Here is a 16,359-nt window from a genome sequence, read left to right as displayed (position 1 = left end):
GGGGATAAGCGATGGCTATTCCAAAGATTGAAGCTATTAACAGATGGCTAGAAAGACTAAACAAAATAGATGATGGGATGTTAAAAAAATGACAGAAATAAAATATGATGATAATTTGAAATTGATTTGTAGTTACGGTGATGGTTTGAACTATCAAGAGGTACTTGATGATTTTGAAAATGCAAAAAAAGTAAGAATCGTAACATATAATATTTCTAAAAAGACTAATGATGGATCAAATTTAAAAAGGCTTATGGACTTACCTGAAGGAACTGATATACAGATCATAACCAATATTCCGAATCATTGGGATACATATTTCAAGGGCGCTGCACAGAAGTATCGTGCCTCGCTAGAATTATACTTGGGAAAATTAAATCCAGAACTGTACAATGCAAATAATTTTGTGGGATTTAAATTTGATAACCACGCAAAATTAATCGGAACAGATAATATATTATATATAGGTTCTGCTAATTATTCTGACGAAAGTGCCAGAAATGAAGAGATGGGATTTATAACTACCGACAAGGATTTTATTGAGAAAGTATATAAAGAAATATTTGAAACTACAAAGATTGCATCTGAGCCATACTTCGATGATCCTTATAATGCATTAAGACTATTTATTGTTGGATTTGAAGTAAAGTATAAAGTTTATATAAAGCTGCTAGAAGAAGGAACTATATATGTAGGTGAAGATGGAGTTTTTGTAACAGATGGGACTAACTTAAGTACAGAGACTTTGGTTGATTTATATAATGATTTTGATATTATACAGGATATTGAGAATGTAGTGGATGACTTATATGATGAGGAAAACGAAGATGAATATAATGACTTATATTCGTTTATTAACGAATTAAAAGAACTAGATTTATCTGATGTTCAAGATTCTCTTTTAGAAGATGGAAATATTTATAATCTCATTGTTTTCGATGATGTAGAAAGGGCAAACGAAATTCTTCAGAATGAATATGCCTCAGAAGCTTGGGATGAGAATTTAGACCGATATGTGGAAATAGCAATGCAGGATGCGGATGAAGAATTAAGTGAACTAAAGTTGAATGCGGAGTATGATTTAATTGCCTTGTATAAAACACTAGTTTCTGCTAAATCAATCTTTAGCAGAATGCATGATTATCTTTTAAGTATAGCTTCAGAGCATGTAAATACTAGTTTAGATAATACATGAAAATGTTTTTTTATTGAAAGGTGGGATTTAGTCACTTGTGGTCACGATGACCACAAGTGACTTTTTCGATTATCACTCTGTTTTCTTTAATAGCTGTGATATGCTATTCAATTCTTCGGAGATAACAAAAAATAGATTTTGTTGTTCCTCTTCAAATTGTTCTGAAGTTTGTAGGGCGGAGCAAATCGTTCGTAAACCATCAAGCTTCCAATTAGCTAAAGCTAAATTATCATTGTTATTATTGGCTGTATTCATTGTGAGTATCCTCCTTTCAAATTTAGAATATCACACGATTTAATAAACGTTAGTGATAATACAATGGGGTCATAGGGTTCTCCCTTATGCAGATGCCCTGGGCAGATGGTATGCCGATGCAAAGTCACTTGTGGTCATAATGACCACAGGTGGCTTTCTTTGTTTTTGAAGAAAACAAAGTGTGCATGAAGGCGAATCCTGCTAATACCAAAATCGTTGTAGTGTAAAAATATAAAAAATGGTACGAAGTGGTCATGTATATAGTGAAGAATGGCATAAACCCCAGTAAAATCAATGGTTTGGGGTGTGTACGATGCATTCGTACTTAATGTTTAAGTCAGGTGAAAGCCTGGCTTATTTTTTTGAATAAATTTCTGCAGATTTGAGACTAAGTTTCTCTATATGACTTTTGAAAGCAATCAATAAAGTTCTTGTGGTCACTGTGACCACAAGTCTAGAAAGGAGGAAAAATGGATAGCAAGTTACTAAAGCATATTGGTGATTATGAAGAAATCTATCGGTTTGTGGTGAAGGAAAGTCATACGCCAGAAGAGATAAGAAATCATCTAGCATCACTAGGCGTTAAAAAGCAAACGATTACATCACAGATTGGAGCTGTAACAAACACCAATCCGGGCATGTTTCGAATGAATGGAGAATTCTTAACTGTGGATTCTGCAAAGGCTAGAGAAATAGTATCAGAGATGAATGACCTTTTTTCACCGCTAACACATATCAAAGCTGAAGAATACACAGAGCTTGAAAAACTTAGAAGTGAAAACGAAGAGCTTAAAAAGGCGTTAGTGGATGCTAAGAAAAAGGCGGCAGCTAAAAACAAATCTAGTAAGAAAGTAAAGCCTCAGGTTTTATTAATAGACACTGTTCAGGCAGAAAAGGTAGAAGAAATCAGAGATGGTATTTTTATGAAATCTGTTCCTGCAAAGGTGGATCAGGATTCCTACCTGAATAAGTATGGTGTTTTAAGAGAAGCTTTTTATAAGGAACTCCCAGATGAAAAGGAGTTAAATCAAAGAAACTATCAGCGTAAGACTTTAAAAACAGTGTTTTCACCCAAATGGTTTGTTAGGCGGTTTCAGGAGTTGAAGAATCTGAAAAATGTAAATCCAAAGAAAGAGCTTTCCGTGAAAGACAAGATTAGTTCAAGTCTTCATGTTTCAGAGGAAGAAGCAAGTAAGCAGATAAGTTATTTAGAGGGCAGAGCAATTTCGGTACAGGAAATTCTGAATGATAATAGCTTAACTAATCAGGAAAAGCTTGCTTTATATGCATTCAATTCACCATATAGAAATACAGATTTGGAACGATTGCTTAATTATGTAGGCGATGAGTGTCCAGATGCTAATTGGCTGATTGCATTGTTAGAATCCCCAGACATTGGAAATAATTATGAGAATGTAAAGAACCTCATAAGACAGTGCGCAAAGGCAAGTGAATGGAAAATGAAACAGCGTTTAGCAGAGGAGTTGATATCTGGGGATTGGTATATCACAGCTGTATATAATGGGGAACCCACAAAGTTCCAGTTAGTTCCTATTGATGATATTCGTTTAATTCAGTCAGATCTCGGTATTGAGAGAAGTAATACGAGTTTCGTGATAACGGGTAAACAGAAAAAAGAGTGTGGCGCCAAAGCTGACAAGAAGGAATTGGAACCTCTTAAAAAAGGAAGTTTTGTACCTACATATGAAATGAACCCAGATGGTAATGAAGAAGAGGAGTCGTAATGGGAAATAGTAAAAGGTTAACGCTGTCATTATCCCCAGAAGACTACGAGGCTTTTGAATCTACAAGAGGAAAGTTAGGACTGGAACGTGCGCAGTATATCAAGCATTTAATGGCAGTGAACAAAGAATTCAAACCACCGGCAATACGAGACAGAGAAATCATAAAGTGAATGGCTGATGTTGAAAGAGATATCAAAATCATTGCAATGAAGCCGAGTGTCACAGATGAAGAAAAGTTGATTTTGTTGGCAAAGCTGGATGATTTGAAAAAGAAAATAGTAAGTTAGGTCACTTGTGGTCATCGTGACCACAAGTTGAAAAGGAGAAGTAAATGAACGAATTAGTAGCAGTTTATAGTAACCAGATTACATGTAAGCAGTGTTTGAAGGAATTAATCGAATTTGCGATTGAAGACGAGGAAACAGCTTGTGATGAAAAAGGAAAGCTGGTTGCTTTTATAGAAAACAATAAGGTAAAGAGATTACCAATGGCTCAGTTAGTTAAGGAAATGATGCCGGCTGATGGAATGGTTAAGGATGCAGATTATCTATATACCATTACAGCATATGAATGGGAGGATACTTGTCCAATTGCTGAATTTAACTTTGGAGTGCTAGATGCAATGCATCTGTATAAAGGGCATAAAGTGGTTTTATCTGTGCATAAAACAGAAGAAGCGATTTATGTTCATACATTTGTTAAAAGAGAGCAGGGGGCAGAGTGGAACATACCAGATGGTATGCCACGATTTAGAGCAGTATATCAGGCGGTTCCAAATGCTGTAATCGAATACTGCGAGGCTATGGATTATCTCATGTATTAGGAGGTTAACAAATGGATAGAAGCGAGAAGATGAAGGATATACAGGAAAAGCTTGAGAATGGAGTTAGAGATATTTTCTCTTCTGATAAGTATAAGGAGTATATCCAGACGATGTCGAAGTTTAAGTCCTATAGCATTAACAATTGCATCTTAATTGCAAGTCAGAGACCAGATGCGACTTATGTTTGCGGGTTTAAAAAATGAAATGAATTTGGGCGTGCAGTAAAAAAGGGTAGTCATGGGATCATGATTATTGCGCCAATGAGATTTAAGACAAATGTGAAGGAGCAGGTGTTTGATGAGCAGAATCATCCAGTAAAGGGCGAAGATGGAAAGCCACTTACAGAGGAGGTTGTTCGTGAATACCAGACATTCAGACCGGCATATGTATTTGATTATTCAGACACAGATGGAGAGCCACTACCAACACTGGCAACAATGCTAGATGAGAATGTGGATTCATTTGAGACATTAAAAGAGGTGCTGATTAAAGTAAGTCCTGTTCCGATTACATTTGAAGAAATTCAGTCTGCAGCAAATGGATACTTTAGCCCAAGTGAAATGAGAATTGTTGTGAAGGAAGGCTTGCCGGAGCTCCAGACAATTAAAACTATGATCCATGAGATTGGACATGCATCTCTTGGACATGGTGGCAAAGAAGACAAATGGGATAGAGAAACAAAAGAGGTACAGGCTGAGTCAGTTGCATATTGGGTATCTCAGATGATTGGGTTAGATACTTCGGATTATTCCTTTGGTTATATCAGTGGATGGAGTAAGGACAAGAAGGTGTCAGAGCTGAAGGATAACTTAGAAATTATTAAGAAGACAGCTGATGAGATTTCAAGTGCGATAGAGGCAGAGTTAGCAAAACGCCAGGAGAAGAAGCAGGAGCCAACTTTTGAGATTTATCAGCTGAATGAGAAGGCAAACAGAGAGTTATCCTTCAGTTCATATTCTGTGTTGGAAAAGCTTGGTGTGAGAGTCGATCCATCTAATTATGACTTAATTTATTCAGCCCCACTCAAAGAATCAGATACATTGGATTCCATTTATGAAACATTCAATATCAATCACCCTGATGATTTTAAGGGTTACTCATTAAGTGTAAGTGACATTGTAGTGCTTCATAAGGATGAGAAGGATGAAGCGTGGTATGTGGATTCATTTGGATTCCATGAGGCACCAGACTTTTTTAGTGAGAAACCTATCGTGACGAAACTCAATCCGGAAGCAAAGATTACATATTACTACGCAGAGAATATGGAGTTTGAAACATTGGGTTACAGCAAAGATGGTTTGACCTTGGAGGAAGCTTTCAAATTATTTGATAGTTATCAGCATGGTGGGATTGGGTTTGAACTACAGGATGGTTCTGACTATGAGGGTAAATATGAATTAATGTCAGGTGGTCATATGCATGAAGACTTGATCAACATGATTGAGTATTATCGACAGAATCCGCTAGTGCAGAAAGCAATTAAAGACTGTAGAGCAGAATTGAATAAACGCGTAGAAATAGATCAGCAGATAGCTGACAGACCGCACAGAGGAAAAAGTAGATAAAAAGTGAAATATTTCTGCAGATTACTTTTGGGATATGTCTATAGGAAAGATGTAGCAAGTAGTCCAGCACAAAACAAGGAGGAAAAGAATTATGGATTACATTTTAGAAAATGCTCTTGTTGTTACAGAGAAGAGCAAAGACAGTACAAACATTCTTAAGGTGTATGCGGATCGCATCGTCTTAGCAAAGAATGAAAACGAGAAGGAGGAAAAGAAAAATGCTTAGTTTTACTGAATTTCAGGAACAGGTTACTGAGGAAATTAAGAATCATTTGCCAGAGCAGTACGCAAACGCAGACGTAGTAATTAACACAGTAACAAAGAACAATGGTATGAAGCTTCAGGCTTTATCAGTAAGACCGGAAGGTAAGGTGGTAACACCAAACATTTATCTTGAAGGCTTCTATGAGAAGTACCAGGGAGGCGCTGACCTTGATGAAGTGGTTGGCAACATCGCAAAGGTAACTAGCGATCATATGGAAGGACCGGAGTTTGCTGAGAATATTGCAGCTGACTTTATGAACTTTGAGTTCATTAAAGATCGTGTAATTATGACTGTAGTTAATACAGAGAAGAACCGTGAGATGCTTGAGCATACTCCACATACTGAAAAGGAAGACCTTTCCTTTATTTATAAGGTACTTGTTGGAGATCCTGAGGAAGACGGAATGGCTACCATCACAATTAAAGATGAGCATATGAAGTATTGGGATGCTACGGTGGAAGATCTTCACCAGTATGCAGTAAAGAACAGTCAGGAAAAGCTTCCTGCCAAGCTTCAGACAATGAACGAAATCATGAGAGATATGCTTGGTAGAGACGGTGTTCCAGAGGAGGTAATTGATTCTATGATGGATAGTATGCCGCCGGAAAATCAGATGTACGTCATTTCAAATTCTAATAGTGTAAATGGCGCAACAGCTATTTTCTATAGTGATGTATTAGATGAATTATCAAAGAAGCTTGGTGGAAAGGATTTATATATCTTACCATCGTCAGTGCATGAGGTAATCGCTATAAGTCAGGATATGGGAACTCCTGAGATGCTTGCCAATATGGTACAGGAAGTAAACGGAAATGAAGTGTCACCTGAAGAGCAGCTTTCAGATCATGTGTATAAGTATGATGCGAAGTCTAAGGACATCACATTAGCTGATACAACAATCGAGGAGCTTAAGAAGAATCAGAAGGACACTGAAGTTCAGGAAGCAAGTAGACCTAGACGTCATCGCTAAGGAGGGATTTAGTTATGGAAGTAACAGACATTAGACTCAGCTTATCTAATCGAGAAGGGGGAACCAAGGCATTTGGTAGCTTCTCGTTAGATGGAGCGTTTGCAGTCAGAGGAATTCGAGTGATGGAGGATAAAAACGGAAAGAACTTCGTTGCATTCCCATCTAGAATGAAGAGTGATGGTTCCTATGAGGACATTGCTTTTCCTCTTAGTAAGGAGCTTTACCACAAGATTGATGATGCCATTGTTGCAGAATATCAGAAGGTAAAGGAAGAAAAGCAGGAGCAGTCAGAAGACCAGGCAGTTGAGCAGGAACAGGCTGCAGCACAGGAGGCTTCTAAGAAGAGAGGCAGAAGCAAGTAGGAAGGAGGTTGAGTAGCTGGCTAGGCGAAAGCCTAGCCGGTGAATAAATATGGAAATTACAGATGTTAGGCTGACCAAGAAGGTTGGAGAAGACAGAATGGAAGCCTATGGTAGTATCACCCTTGATGGAGATTTTGTAATAAATGGAATCAAGGTGATGAGATCAAAAGAAGGCAATCTATATGTCAGCTATCCATCAAGAAGGAATCAGCAGGGAGATTATAAGGATATTTGTTATCCTATGACACAGACTCTTCGAGAAGATATTCACATGAAAGTGATTTCTAAATTTGAGGAGTTATAGAAACTAGTAAATAGAGTTACGGATTGTTACAAATTGTTACCCATGTAAAGGCTGCCTGAGGGCAGCTTTTCTTGGTATGGAGGGAATATGGGAAGTGGAATTATCGCAAAGATTAAACATATAAAAGATGGAAGTATGAATCGTAGTGGTGTGAAGAACATGTCTACATCCCTTGCATATATTATGAATAAAGAAAAATGTGATATGAAACTGAGTAATATTACTGAGGGACAGGTGGTTAGAGAGGTCAATTACGTTTTGAATGATATAAAAACTGTCGAAGGCTTATACATAGGTTGTCGGCAGATCTCTGATATCAAGTTTGCTGTTGAAGAAATGATGCAGGTGAAGGAATTTTATGGAAAGACCGGAGGGCGTGTGGCGCTTCATTTAATTATTTCTCTAAATGAAGAAGAATCTGGTATAGAGAATGCAGGCAATTTAATGAACTTAGCAGATGATCTTATGAATGAATTGCTTCCAGAAAATCAGGCTGTATATGCAGTTCACACGAATACAGATAATCTGCATATTCATGTGTTGGTTAATACAGTTGGATTAGATGGAAGAAAAATACATATGGATAATGACTACCTTACATTGAAATTACATCCCGCAGTTAACAAGCTAGCAAGGCGGTATGGATTTACTCCTAATATAGAGTGGGAAAGGGAGTTAGAAGCTGAAAAGCTATCAATCGTAGAGAGGAAAATTAAGCTCAGGAACTTAATTGATCATGCAATAGAAAATAGTACAGATTTGGATATGTGTGTTCAGTATTTAAGGGAAAGCGGATGTGTTGTAAATATAGGTCAGTATATGTCGCTTAGAACAGCTGAAATGTCAAAGGCAATGAGGTCATATAATTTGGGAAATAATTATACCCTAGATGCAATAAAAGAACGTATTTCTAACAGACTTGAGCCATTTGAATTGGCTGAAGTAAAAAATCATGTATCAACAATTACTGGAAGAGATGTAGTGAGCTATACTCCGAATGTCATAAAAAAATATAAAGATATGACTGAAAAGGAGAAGAGAGAAGCTATACATATGTTGAAGCTAGGGAGAAATCCGTGGTTAACTAAGATTCATGGAAATTTTGCAATGAGGCAGGCTTCAGAGGAGATGGCAAGACTGTCTTTGGTGCATGAGATTGTAACTACCTATTCAACAACTAATAACCCAGAAGCTGCAAAAAGAGAAATCGTAGAACGAAAGAAGGAACTTGGAACAGAGATTAAATCCGTAAAGAAATTACTTTCGAAGTATAAGCCACAGATTGCAATTTATAAAGAAATGCAGTTGATTACGAAAAAAGCGTATCTATATGAATTTGCAGATTTGAAGGAATATCAGTTGGAATATGAGCGTTATCAGGAATTAGAAAAACGCTTAGAGGACGGATATGGTAAAACGATAGCGGAAGTTGCCGAGTATGCAGAAGACTTAAATAACCAGCTTATTTACGCTCAGGCTCAGGTAAAGGAATTATCAAATCAGTATAAAGCGATTCTCTCATTTCAGGGTAGAGGAAATGAAGAAGAGCGAAATGATGAAATAAATTTATTTACAGCAATTGGACATTCAGAAGCAAAGAATGAAGCTTTTTTATATAACCTTCTTAAGACACGACAGGTATATCTTACATCAAAAGATAATAAGGAGTGTTATATCAGGGTTTTAACCTTGCCGGCAGTAATCAATGGACGAAATTCTGTATCAACAACAGTAACCGTGATGAGTAAAGCAGGAGTTGAACTTGAGGAATTTTCGTCAGAAGAGATGACTGCAAAGGAATTTAACCAGAGAATAAAAGACATTCGTAGAGACTACGGAGTGAGAAGCTGTATTGTGAATGATAATGAAAATGCAGCTAAAAATGAATTGAATAAAGAAAGTAAGAAGAAAGTTAGATAATTTCTGCAGATATGCCCATAGCGATTCCTATATGCATTGTAAAGGAGGTCGTTATGGGCAATTTATTTTATACAAAAGAATCCAAAACCCCATTGAAACTTGAGTCAGATATTTATCATACAGAGTCTTTGTATCAGGATGAAGAGCTAAATAAAAGATTCTTGCAGTTAAAAGCGAATGTATGTGATCTGAATCAGGCACTCGTTAAAAAGTGTATCACTGGAACAGAACAGGATTTCATCATGCTTATGGATAGAGCGAAAGACTATGTTGTTTGTAGCTTTGGAGATATCACTGATGAGGATGTTCAAAAGCTGTTAGAGATGTTCAGACAGTGTGTCTTTGGATATTACATTCTTACTCCGTTGATAGAGGCTAAGGATGTATCAGATATTAAGGTGCTGAATTATAACCACATAGTCGTAAAAGCAAATGGAGAACGATATCTTACGGATATCAGTTTCTTTGATGAGAATGACTATAAGAATTGGTTTGAAAGAATCCTTAGAATCCATCGATTAGGCAGGGCTGAAGAATTTGCACTTGGTCATTGTACTGATCGAAAAGGCGTAGAGAAGTTCTATCTGAGAATTGATGTGCAGCTTTCTTATGTGACATCAACAGAAAAGAACAATATCCATATTCGAAAGATGCCTAAGACAAAGCTGTCTTGGGATTACTTAAAGGAAAACAACATGCTTGATGACGAGATGATTGAGTATTTAAAGGACAGGATATCTGCTGGATATGGATTCTTAATTTCGGGTCGTGGTGGTTCGGGTAAATCTACATTGCTTAATAACATGATAGATCTAATCCCATTCAATCAGTCTGTCTTAGTCTCACAGGAGTCAGATGAGCTGTATTCCAATGTTCATCCTCAGATCCAGTTTGAGCACACAATGACAGTAAGAAAGCATGATGTGGTGACGGATTTTTCACTGGAAGATGAGCTTAGACTTGGTCTTTTGCAGGATATTGATAATTTCATCATCGGTGAAATCAAGGGTGGTGAGGCATTATATGTATTCACCACAGCGATGAGTACCGGAGCAAGATTCTTTGGGACGATTCATTCAAACGATGCAGCTAGTTCGGTAACAAGACTAGCTCAGTGTGCAAGATATGTATCTGATTATTCAATGGAGACATTGGAAGAGATGCTTACATGTATGCCCTTTGTATTAATCCATATGAGCCACTTCTCAATTGATGAAATTTTAGAAGTAGATGGCTGGGATGAGAAGAGATCCAGACTGAACTTTCGGTCTGTATTTAAGAAGGAGGACGAAGCGTAATGAATTGGTTAATGCTTGTTATGGCAGTTGTTACAGCAATATTTTTGATAGTTTCCTTTGTCCAGGATATCAAGGAAAGAACAGTCTTTTCCTTTCCCTGTTTAGTCCTAATTGATGCTTGGGCAATAGTTTTGTGGAATGTTGTTAGTTACAGGAAAGCAGAGGTTATCTGCTTTCTTGTAGTACATTCCGTTTTATTCATTTTAATGAAGGTATTTAAGGTATGGGGAGATGGAGATAGTGATATGTTCCTTCTTTTTGCAAATATATGTCTAGTATGTGTTCCAACCTCAAATATCATAGCACTTGCTATTACAGAGTGCTTATTACTGATAGCTTCAATAGCAATATCAATCGGTATCGGTGCTATTGAGTATCGATGTAGGAAAAGGAAGTTTGCATTGTCAGGAGATATGGCAGTGATACCAGGATTTTCAATAGTTTTGATAGTTGTCATGGCAATTTATGTCATTGGGAGGTTTAAGTAATGAACGATGAATTAGTTTTGATTAGAAGAATGATGAACTCGATGGAGGACATCATAAATGCAACACCAGGAGAGAGATTCACTATCACAGATGGGGATACTCTAGTTATTTTACAGAGACGCATGGATGCTTCGGATCTGAAGAATGCGCTTGGTGAATATAATCAGGTCTTTATGAAAAATGAAGGTGCTGAGATTGAAGATATTGCAAAGAGTGCAGTTGCGATGGTTAAGGTAAGAACGCTCGTAGAAGCTGAGACAGAGAACTTTAATGCTAGATTAACCAGACAGTTAATAAAAGAGTATAAAGCTCAGATTTCTAGGGTTATTAATATCATTAAGCTTTCAAAAATCAACGCAATGAGCGCAGCTGATTATGAGAAAGAGGCAATCGAGATCACAGCAGCGAAGAATGAAGCATTTCTTGATCGCTTTGAAAAGGAAATTGTTGACTTGGAAAAGCAGATTGAGAGAATGCCACAGGTTGAGGAAGAAGAAAAGCCAGAGAAAAAAGAAGTAAAGAACGTAGCAAAACCGGAAGTGAAAAGAACATCTCTTGTAGATCGCATGAAGTCGGTGGTGGAGAAGAAAAAGAATCAGAAGGATATTGGAGAAGAGCTTCGAATGGTTGAGGCAAAGAGTTCAAAGACAAAGTGCGTTGAGATTCCGTTCTATGATAAGACTTTGTATTTTAATGAGTGTCATCCATGCAAGGATATGCCGGAATACTCTTTGATGAAGAGAAAGAATGATATCTTTTTTGGCTTAACGAGAAATATATCAGCCAAATCATATAACAACAGTGATCACAGTCTTTTGGAGCTTACAAAAGCTACAGAAGATTTTTGCCAGTATATGATAGAAGACCTTCTGTCTGGGGAATATTGTCTCTTACCTTATAGAGAAATTGATAAGGCTTCATTGGCTATGTACTTTGATTTTGTGTCAGTTTGCTTTGGTGAATATATTGGGAAAACACTTAGCATTCAGGAGTATTTGAAGTTTAAGGAGTATTACAATCGAATTTTAATGGAGATGTTTCACCTTGAAGCTGGATTTAAAGCAAAGTACTATCAGGCATTAATGTTGGCGGATCGCTATATGGATTACATGTCTGGATATGATTTGGAAATTCCGGATGATAGAGAACAGATTGTAGAGAATCTTATTGATAAGAATGGTCATAGGTATATTAGAGATTTGGATCTAATTCGTGAGAATCATGTGATATCAATGGATTCGCTTGATGATATTCATAACCTAATTATTGAGATTAATGGATTCATTAAGGAAGAAGAGCCTCAGGTTAATACAGAAGATGATTGGAATGAAACGATTGATGTTCCTATTAAGATTCAGATTGTAGGTGAGGATGGAGCCATTGAAGACGAGGCAACTTTCGCTGGTACGAATCTGTTATTAGCGGTGTCAGGATATATGAAACAGTCAGCATATATTAAGAAGTTAGGGGTAATCATTGATGGTAAAGAAGAATATTTATTCATAGCAAGGAATGGTTTGGTTCCTGTAGCATTGCTTAATCCTGAGGATGAAGGAGAAGTGTTACGAGGTTATGAGAAGAGTATTTTGAGAACGATGATTCATTTAACAGGGGAGGATAAGTAATGAGGAGAAAATGTTTAATTGTAGCATTGGCAGCAATCATGCTTCTTGGGACCATTTCTGGTTGCGGAAAGAAGGAGAGTAAAGAAACAATCAAAGTCAGTGAAGACAATCCAATCACTACAGAGTGTGAAAACTACTTTGCAAATGCTAATCATATCTCAGTGAGCGTTGTGAAAAGAACCGAGACAAATGATTTAGATGGTAATAGCAGTATGACCTACGAGAAGTATGTTACTTCGGATATTAACCTAAAAGATGAGACAGATTCTACCTTTGATTCAACAGAAGCGTTAGCAAGTGGTGAATTAATAGAAGATAAGATTAAGGAGTTAAGCTTTAAGGAAGTCTTTGGATTTGATTATAAGGGGAAGTCTGCAGATGGGATATTCAATGGACTAATGGAATCTAATGGGATGGATACAAACCTTAAGGATGTAACTTTTGATGATGAAACGTATGATGCAAATGGAAGAAAACTATATGTATTAAATGGTGAATCGAGTGTTCTTAAGTCGTTGCTTAAAGACACGAAGTACGATGAACTTAAGTCATCTAAAGTCTACTATCAGACTATGAAGACAGAAGCTGGCGTGGAGATCCCAGAGAATGAAACCGCAGAAGTAGAGTATCGAATAGGGGACGTTACTTACAAAAAGACGGTGTATATTGAGATAACAATTTATAGTGGAGAGGAGGAGTAGTATGAATATTAAGCAGAAGCTAGTTGGCGTCGTGATGTTAATGTTTTGTCTTTTTATTGCAAGTCCTATTACAGCATATGCAGATAATATCGGAGATACAGGAGGTACTGGACAGGGAAACATAGGTGGAAGCAATACTTATACATTTTATTATTATTACAGTGCCACAGATAATGCAATTGAATTGACTGTTGTAACAAAGAATCCGATTAAGAGTTTTGGAAATACAACTAGTCATACATATAGTAGCCCTGATGATGGAATAGTATTAAATACACAGAATCCAGTTTTAGGAAGATCTTTAGATGATGCATTAGCCGATTTAATTAGCCATGGAAATTATAATATGACGGTAGCTGAAGCAAAACAGCAGCTTGCAGCTATGGGTTATTATGATAAGGGAAATGGTGTTTGGAAATATAGTGGTGGCTATTTAACATATGTATCAGCTGTGAAGATAAGAAAAATTGAACATACTGTAGCTTATGATGCAAATGGTGGAACAGGTGCTCCGGCAAGTCAGACAAAGAAAGAGGGGCAGACATTAACACTAAGAAGTGGGAAGCCTACACGAAGGGGCTGGACCTTTAAGTATTGGGTGGCATCAATTGGTGGTCATTACTATCCTAGTGGTTCATATACGCATGACCAGGACGGCGGAACAGTTACAATGAAGGCACATTGGGAAGATGAGACGAAGCCAACAGGTTCGATTGTTGCAAGACCTAATTCGTGGAGTGCAGGGAATGGAACAGTTACAGTCACAGCTCTTGATGAGGGATCAGGTCTTAGTAGTATTGTGCTAGAGAGATATTCGAAGGTAACGGGAACATGAACTACCGTTAAGACATGGTCATTTAATGGTACTACATCACAGCAGACAAAGGTTTATACAGAAACAAGTGAGGGAGTTTATAAATATCGAATGACTGTAACTGACAAGAAGGGTAATTCTTGGGCAGCGACATCGGCATATATATACTTGGATCACAGTAACCCGGTAATACATGGGCTAGAAACAACGGATACGGATTGGACAAATAGAGCTCCGGTTATTAGTGTAAATGGAACGGATTATCTATCTGGAACAAGTTATACTGGTTCTGGAATGGCATCCATGGTTGTCTATGACGATGCAGGACGAGAAGTTGCAAGAGGAAGTGGTAGTGTAGTATATACTCTTACAGATAAGTATGAGGGGATTCATACATGGAAGATTGTTGCAACGGATAATGTTGATCATGCATCGACAGCTTATGTTACAACAAAGTATGATATTACTAAGCCTGGGATTGATGGAACTGAGATTACAAAAGTAATTCAGGGAATGACGGTATCTGGATATTGTCAGGATAATGTTATAAATCAGCACACGGATGATGAAGCGCGAAGAAGCGTGAATAATCCAAATGTGACATCTGGTCTTAGAAGTGTAATGCTTTATAAGGTTGTAGACGGTCATAGATATCCTATTTATTCAAGTACAACGAATGGAAGTTGGGCAAGTTCAGACACGCACTCATACTTTAATATCTATTACGATGATAATGTTGCAAGTGATTTACCAGAGTATTATGTGATTGCGGTTTCAGATCATGCTGGAAATATAACAGAAAAGAAGTTGACAACACAGCGATATCTGCTTACTACATTCCATACAAGTATTGATAGAAGCACTTATAATAAATAGAGTTTAAAGGGCGTTGCATTAGCAATGTCCTTTTTTCTGTATTGTGATAATATTTCTATATGGGGTAATGTAACAATGGAGGGTGAATATGGAGGAGAAGAAAAAGACAGTCCCAAGGTATCGCCAGATTATTGAAGAAGAAGGACTAATGAAATACATGAGCAAAGTGGGCGTGACATCTCGTCAGAAGTATGTGCTGCGTTCATATATGAAAGGCATAAGTGAAGGACAACTAGCGAAGAAATATAATGTTGCAGTTAATACGATTCATGAAGATATCAGGAGCTATGTTGGTTCTGCAAGAAAGTATGTTGGAGATTCACCAGCACTAAGAAAAATCAAATGGTATGAGAGCGTAAAACCCGATGAGGACTTGATGAAGAATGTAATTTCGAACAAGAACACAAAACGGTATGCAACCTATGAAGCATTGATTGAGTCTACTCGTGTAGCAGCAAAGAAAGCAGATATGCTACTTGATGCAAAAAGGAGAAATCCAAAGAAAATCAAAGAGCTTGAAGGTTATATTAGAACAGCGCTTAAAACATCAGAAAAAATATTAGAAATGGTAGAAGAGGAAGATAAGGATCTCGAATGAGGTCCTTATTTTTATGCAGATGGTTGCACAAACACCAGCAAGGTGTTATTATATTAATGCAGAGGTCTGAACAAACCTCTGCGAATAATGATATATAACAGGAGGATACACTATGAGAGTACAATTTTCAGTTAATGATGAAGAGTTAAAGAGACTAGAGAGTTATGCGAAAGAAGCTGGTTATCCTGATATCAGTTCATATTGTAAAGATGAGGTACTTAGACTTCGTACATATGCAGAACTTTGGAACAAGGTAACAACGAAGATTTCTGAAATGGAAAAGGGAAAGACTTTTGCGTTAAGAGATCTTATTGATACACCACCTTCAAATCTTGGAGTGAAGCTTTATAACCATCAGGTTGAGCTTGGAATCGTAGTAAATGACAAAGATCGTACCGGAGCAAATACCTTTACTAAGTTGTAATCCAAAGCTGACTTGTCCCCCTGGGAGTCGGGCAGGGGGTACGGGGGTCGGAATGGTACAGAAAGAAAAGGAAAAGTAGTGTGCATCGAAAATCAAATAATGATACATTTAAAAAAAATGATCCTAAAAAT

The 16,359-nt window shown here is 37.2% G+C and carries 19 protein-coding genes; 18 read left to right on the top strand and 1 reads right to left on the bottom strand.

The features are described 5' to 3' along the window. Positions 1-88: 88 nt before the first annotated feature. Positions 89-1,195 (top strand): phospholipase D-like domain-containing protein, encoded by a 1,107-nt coding sequence (locus T537_RS0111250; RefSeq protein ID WP_051637234.1) that lies wholly within the window; start codon positions 89-91, stop codon positions 1,193-1,195. 72 nt (positions 1,196-1,267) lie between these two features. Here the strand turns inward: T537_RS0111250 and T537_RS0111245 are convergent, their stop codons facing one another. Beyond that, complete coding sequence (locus tag T537_RS0111245) at positions 1,268-1,450, bottom strand: hypothetical protein (protein WP_031558034.1); 183 nt, start codon at positions 1,448-1,450, stop codon at positions 1,268-1,270. Between the two features lie 470 nt (positions 1,451-1,920). Here T537_RS0111245 and T537_RS0111240 point away from each other — a divergent pair, with 470 nt between their 5' ends. From T537_RS0111240 to T537_RS0111155, 17 genes are all read left to right on the top strand, one after another. Continuing rightward, a complete protein-coding gene (locus T537_RS0111240; protein ID WP_031558032.1) occupies positions 1,921-3,195 on the top strand; it encodes a hypothetical protein in 1,275 nt (424 codons plus the stop codon). 331 nt (positions 3,196-3,526) lie between these two features. Continuing rightward, on the top strand, positions 3,527-4,018 hold the full coding sequence (locus tag T537_RS0111225; RefSeq protein WP_031558030.1) for a hypothetical protein: 492 nt from the start codon (positions 3,527-3,529) through the stop codon (positions 4,016-4,018). Positions 4,019-4,029: 11 nt separating this feature from the next. Then, entirely contained in the window at positions 4,030-4,221 is a 192-nt protein-coding gene (locus tag T537_RS12565) for a hypothetical protein (RefSeq protein WP_051637233.1), read from the top strand. Positions 4,222-4,263: 42 nt separating this feature from the next. Next, positions 4,264-5,583, top strand: coding sequence for a YodL domain-containing protein (locus tag T537_RS12210; RefSeq protein ID WP_051637232.1), 1,320 nt, complete (start codon positions 4,264-4,266; stop codon positions 5,581-5,583). Positions 5,584-5,674: 91 nt separating this feature from the next. Beyond that, on the top strand, positions 5,675-5,809 hold the full coding sequence (locus T537_RS13150; RefSeq protein ID WP_278244483.1) for a hypothetical protein: 135 nt from the start codon (positions 5,675-5,677) through the stop codon (positions 5,807-5,809). Continuing rightward, a complete protein-coding gene (locus T537_RS0111210; protein ID WP_031558029.1) occupies positions 5,802-6,818 on the top strand; it encodes a DUF5688 family protein in 1,017 nt (338 codons plus the stop codon). Before T537_RS13150 ends, T537_RS0111210 begins: the two co-directional genes overlap by 8 nt. A 14-nt stretch (positions 6,819-6,832) precedes the next feature. Beyond that, positions 6,833-7,180, top strand: coding sequence for a SpoVG family protein (locus tag T537_RS0111205; RefSeq protein ID WP_051637231.1), 348 nt, complete (start codon positions 6,833-6,835; stop codon positions 7,178-7,180). Between the two features lie 49 nt (positions 7,181-7,229). Next, the gene (locus tag T537_RS0111200) at positions 7,230-7,484 is read left to right on the top strand and encodes a SpoVG family protein (protein WP_031558025.1); all 255 of its coding nucleotides are present in this window, start codon (positions 7,230-7,232) and stop codon (positions 7,482-7,484) included. A gap of 87 nt (positions 7,485-7,571) precedes the next feature. Further along, positions 7,572-9,404 (top strand): relaxase/mobilization nuclease domain-containing protein, encoded by a 1,833-nt coding sequence (locus T537_RS0111195; RefSeq protein WP_031558023.1) that lies wholly within the window; start codon positions 7,572-7,574, stop codon positions 9,402-9,404. A 53-nt stretch (positions 9,405-9,457) separates the two neighbouring features. Continuing rightward, positions 9,458-10,702, top strand: a complete 1,245-nt coding sequence (locus T537_RS0111190; protein WP_031558021.1) for an ATPase, T2SS/T4P/T4SS family — start codon at positions 9,458-9,460, stop codon at positions 10,700-10,702. Continuing rightward, positions 10,702-11,190, top strand: a complete 489-nt coding sequence (locus T537_RS0111185; protein WP_031558019.1) for a hypothetical protein — start codon at positions 10,702-10,704, stop codon at positions 11,188-11,190. The genes T537_RS0111190 and T537_RS0111185 overlap by 1 nt, the downstream gene beginning before the upstream one ends. Next, entirely contained in the window at positions 11,190-12,815 is a 1,626-nt protein-coding gene (locus tag T537_RS0111180) for a hypothetical protein (protein ID WP_031558017.1), read from the top strand. Before T537_RS0111185 ends, T537_RS0111180 begins: the two co-directional genes overlap by 1 nt. Positions 12,816-12,853: 38 nt before the next feature. Further along, positions 12,854-13,516 carry a hypothetical protein gene (locus T537_RS0111175; protein WP_155895269.1) on the top strand — a complete coding sequence of 221 codons (663 nt, stop codon included), beginning with the start codon at positions 12,854-12,856 and terminating at the stop codon, positions 13,514-13,516. 1 nt (position 13,517) lies between these two features. Next, positions 13,518-14,351 (top strand): InlB B-repeat-containing protein, encoded by an 834-nt coding sequence (locus T537_RS0111170; protein WP_031558012.1) that lies wholly within the window; start codon positions 13,518-13,520, stop codon positions 14,349-14,351. A 90-nt stretch (positions 14,352-14,441) separates the two neighbouring features. Then, positions 14,442-15,206 carry a hypothetical protein gene (locus tag T537_RS0111165; protein ID WP_031558010.1) on the top strand — a complete coding sequence of 255 codons (765 nt, stop codon included), beginning with the start codon at positions 14,442-14,444 and terminating at the stop codon, positions 15,204-15,206. An 88-nt stretch (positions 15,207-15,294) separates the two neighbouring features. Continuing rightward, positions 15,295-15,804 carry a hypothetical protein gene (locus T537_RS0111160; protein WP_031558007.1) on the top strand — a complete coding sequence of 170 codons (510 nt, stop codon included), beginning with the start codon at positions 15,295-15,297 and terminating at the stop codon, positions 15,802-15,804. A gap of 112 nt (positions 15,805-15,916) precedes the next feature. Further along, on the top strand, positions 15,917-16,228 hold the full coding sequence (locus T537_RS0111155) for a hypothetical protein (protein ID WP_051637230.1): 312 nt from the start codon (positions 15,917-15,919) through the stop codon (positions 16,226-16,228). Positions 16,229-16,359 lie beyond the last annotated feature (131 nt).

Origin of the sequence: Lachnospira multipara LB2003 (assembly GCF_000702205.1) — a bacterium.
In the GTDB taxonomy this organism is placed as follows: Bacteria; Bacillota; Clostridia; order Lachnospirales; family Lachnospiraceae; genus Lachnospira; species Lachnospira multipara_A.
The sequence above is the reverse complement of the archived record's forward strand: the minus strand, read 5'-3'. Positions and strand labels throughout refer to the sequence as shown.

Excerpts from the sequence above, each read along its gene's own strand:
- T537_RS0111250 (WP_051637234.1), top strand. The coding sequence starts at position 89 with ATGACAGAAATAAAATATGATGATAATTTGAAATTGATTTGTAGTTAC.
- T537_RS0111245 (WP_031558034.1), bottom strand. The coding sequence starts at position 1,450 with ATGAATACAGCCAATAATAACAATGATAATTTAGCTTTAGCTAATTGG.
- T537_RS0111240 (WP_031558032.1), top strand. The coding sequence starts at position 1,921 with ATGGATAGCAAGTTACTAAAGCATATTGGTGATTATGAAGAAATCTAT.
- T537_RS0111225 (WP_031558030.1), top strand. The coding sequence starts at position 3,527 with ATGAACGAATTAGTAGCAGTTTATAGTAACCAGATTACATGTAAGCAG.
- T537_RS12565 (WP_051637233.1), top strand. The coding sequence starts at position 4,030 with ATGGATAGAAGCGAGAAGATGAAGGATATACAGGAAAAGCTTGAGAAT.
- T537_RS12210 (WP_051637232.1), top strand. The coding sequence starts at position 4,264 with ATGATTATTGCGCCAATGAGATTTAAGACAAATGTGAAGGAGCAGGTG.
- T537_RS13150 (WP_278244483.1), top strand. The coding sequence starts at position 5,675 with ATGGATTACATTTTAGAAAATGCTCTTGTTGTTACAGAGAAGAGCAAA.
- T537_RS0111210 (WP_031558029.1), top strand. The coding sequence starts at position 5,802 with ATGCTTAGTTTTACTGAATTTCAGGAACAGGTTACTGAGGAAATTAAG.
- T537_RS0111205 (WP_051637231.1), top strand. The coding sequence starts at position 6,833 with ATGGAAGTAACAGACATTAGACTCAGCTTATCTAATCGAGAAGGGGGA.
- T537_RS0111200 (WP_031558025.1), top strand. The coding sequence starts at position 7,230 with ATGGAAATTACAGATGTTAGGCTGACCAAGAAGGTTGGAGAAGACAGA.
- T537_RS0111195 (WP_031558023.1), top strand. The coding sequence starts at position 7,572 with ATGGGAAGTGGAATTATCGCAAAGATTAAACATATAAAAGATGGAAGT.
- T537_RS0111190 (WP_031558021.1), top strand. The coding sequence starts at position 9,458 with ATGGGCAATTTATTTTATACAAAAGAATCCAAAACCCCATTGAAACTT.
- T537_RS0111185 (WP_031558019.1), top strand. The coding sequence starts at position 10,702 with ATGAATTGGTTAATGCTTGTTATGGCAGTTGTTACAGCAATATTTTTG.
- T537_RS0111180 (WP_031558017.1), top strand. The coding sequence starts at position 11,190 with ATGAACGATGAATTAGTTTTGATTAGAAGAATGATGAACTCGATGGAG.
- T537_RS0111175 (WP_155895269.1), top strand. The coding sequence starts at position 12,854 with ATGCTTCTTGGGACCATTTCTGGTTGCGGAAAGAAGGAGAGTAAAGAA.
- T537_RS0111170 (WP_031558012.1), top strand. The coding sequence starts at position 13,518 with ATGAATATTAAGCAGAAGCTAGTTGGCGTCGTGATGTTAATGTTTTGT.
- T537_RS0111165 (WP_031558010.1), top strand. The coding sequence starts at position 14,442 with ATGACTGTAACTGACAAGAAGGGTAATTCTTGGGCAGCGACATCGGCA.
- T537_RS0111160 (WP_031558007.1), top strand. The coding sequence starts at position 15,295 with ATGGAGGAGAAGAAAAAGACAGTCCCAAGGTATCGCCAGATTATTGAA.
- T537_RS0111155 (WP_051637230.1), top strand. The coding sequence starts at position 15,917 with ATGAGAGTACAATTTTCAGTTAATGATGAAGAGTTAAAGAGACTAGAG.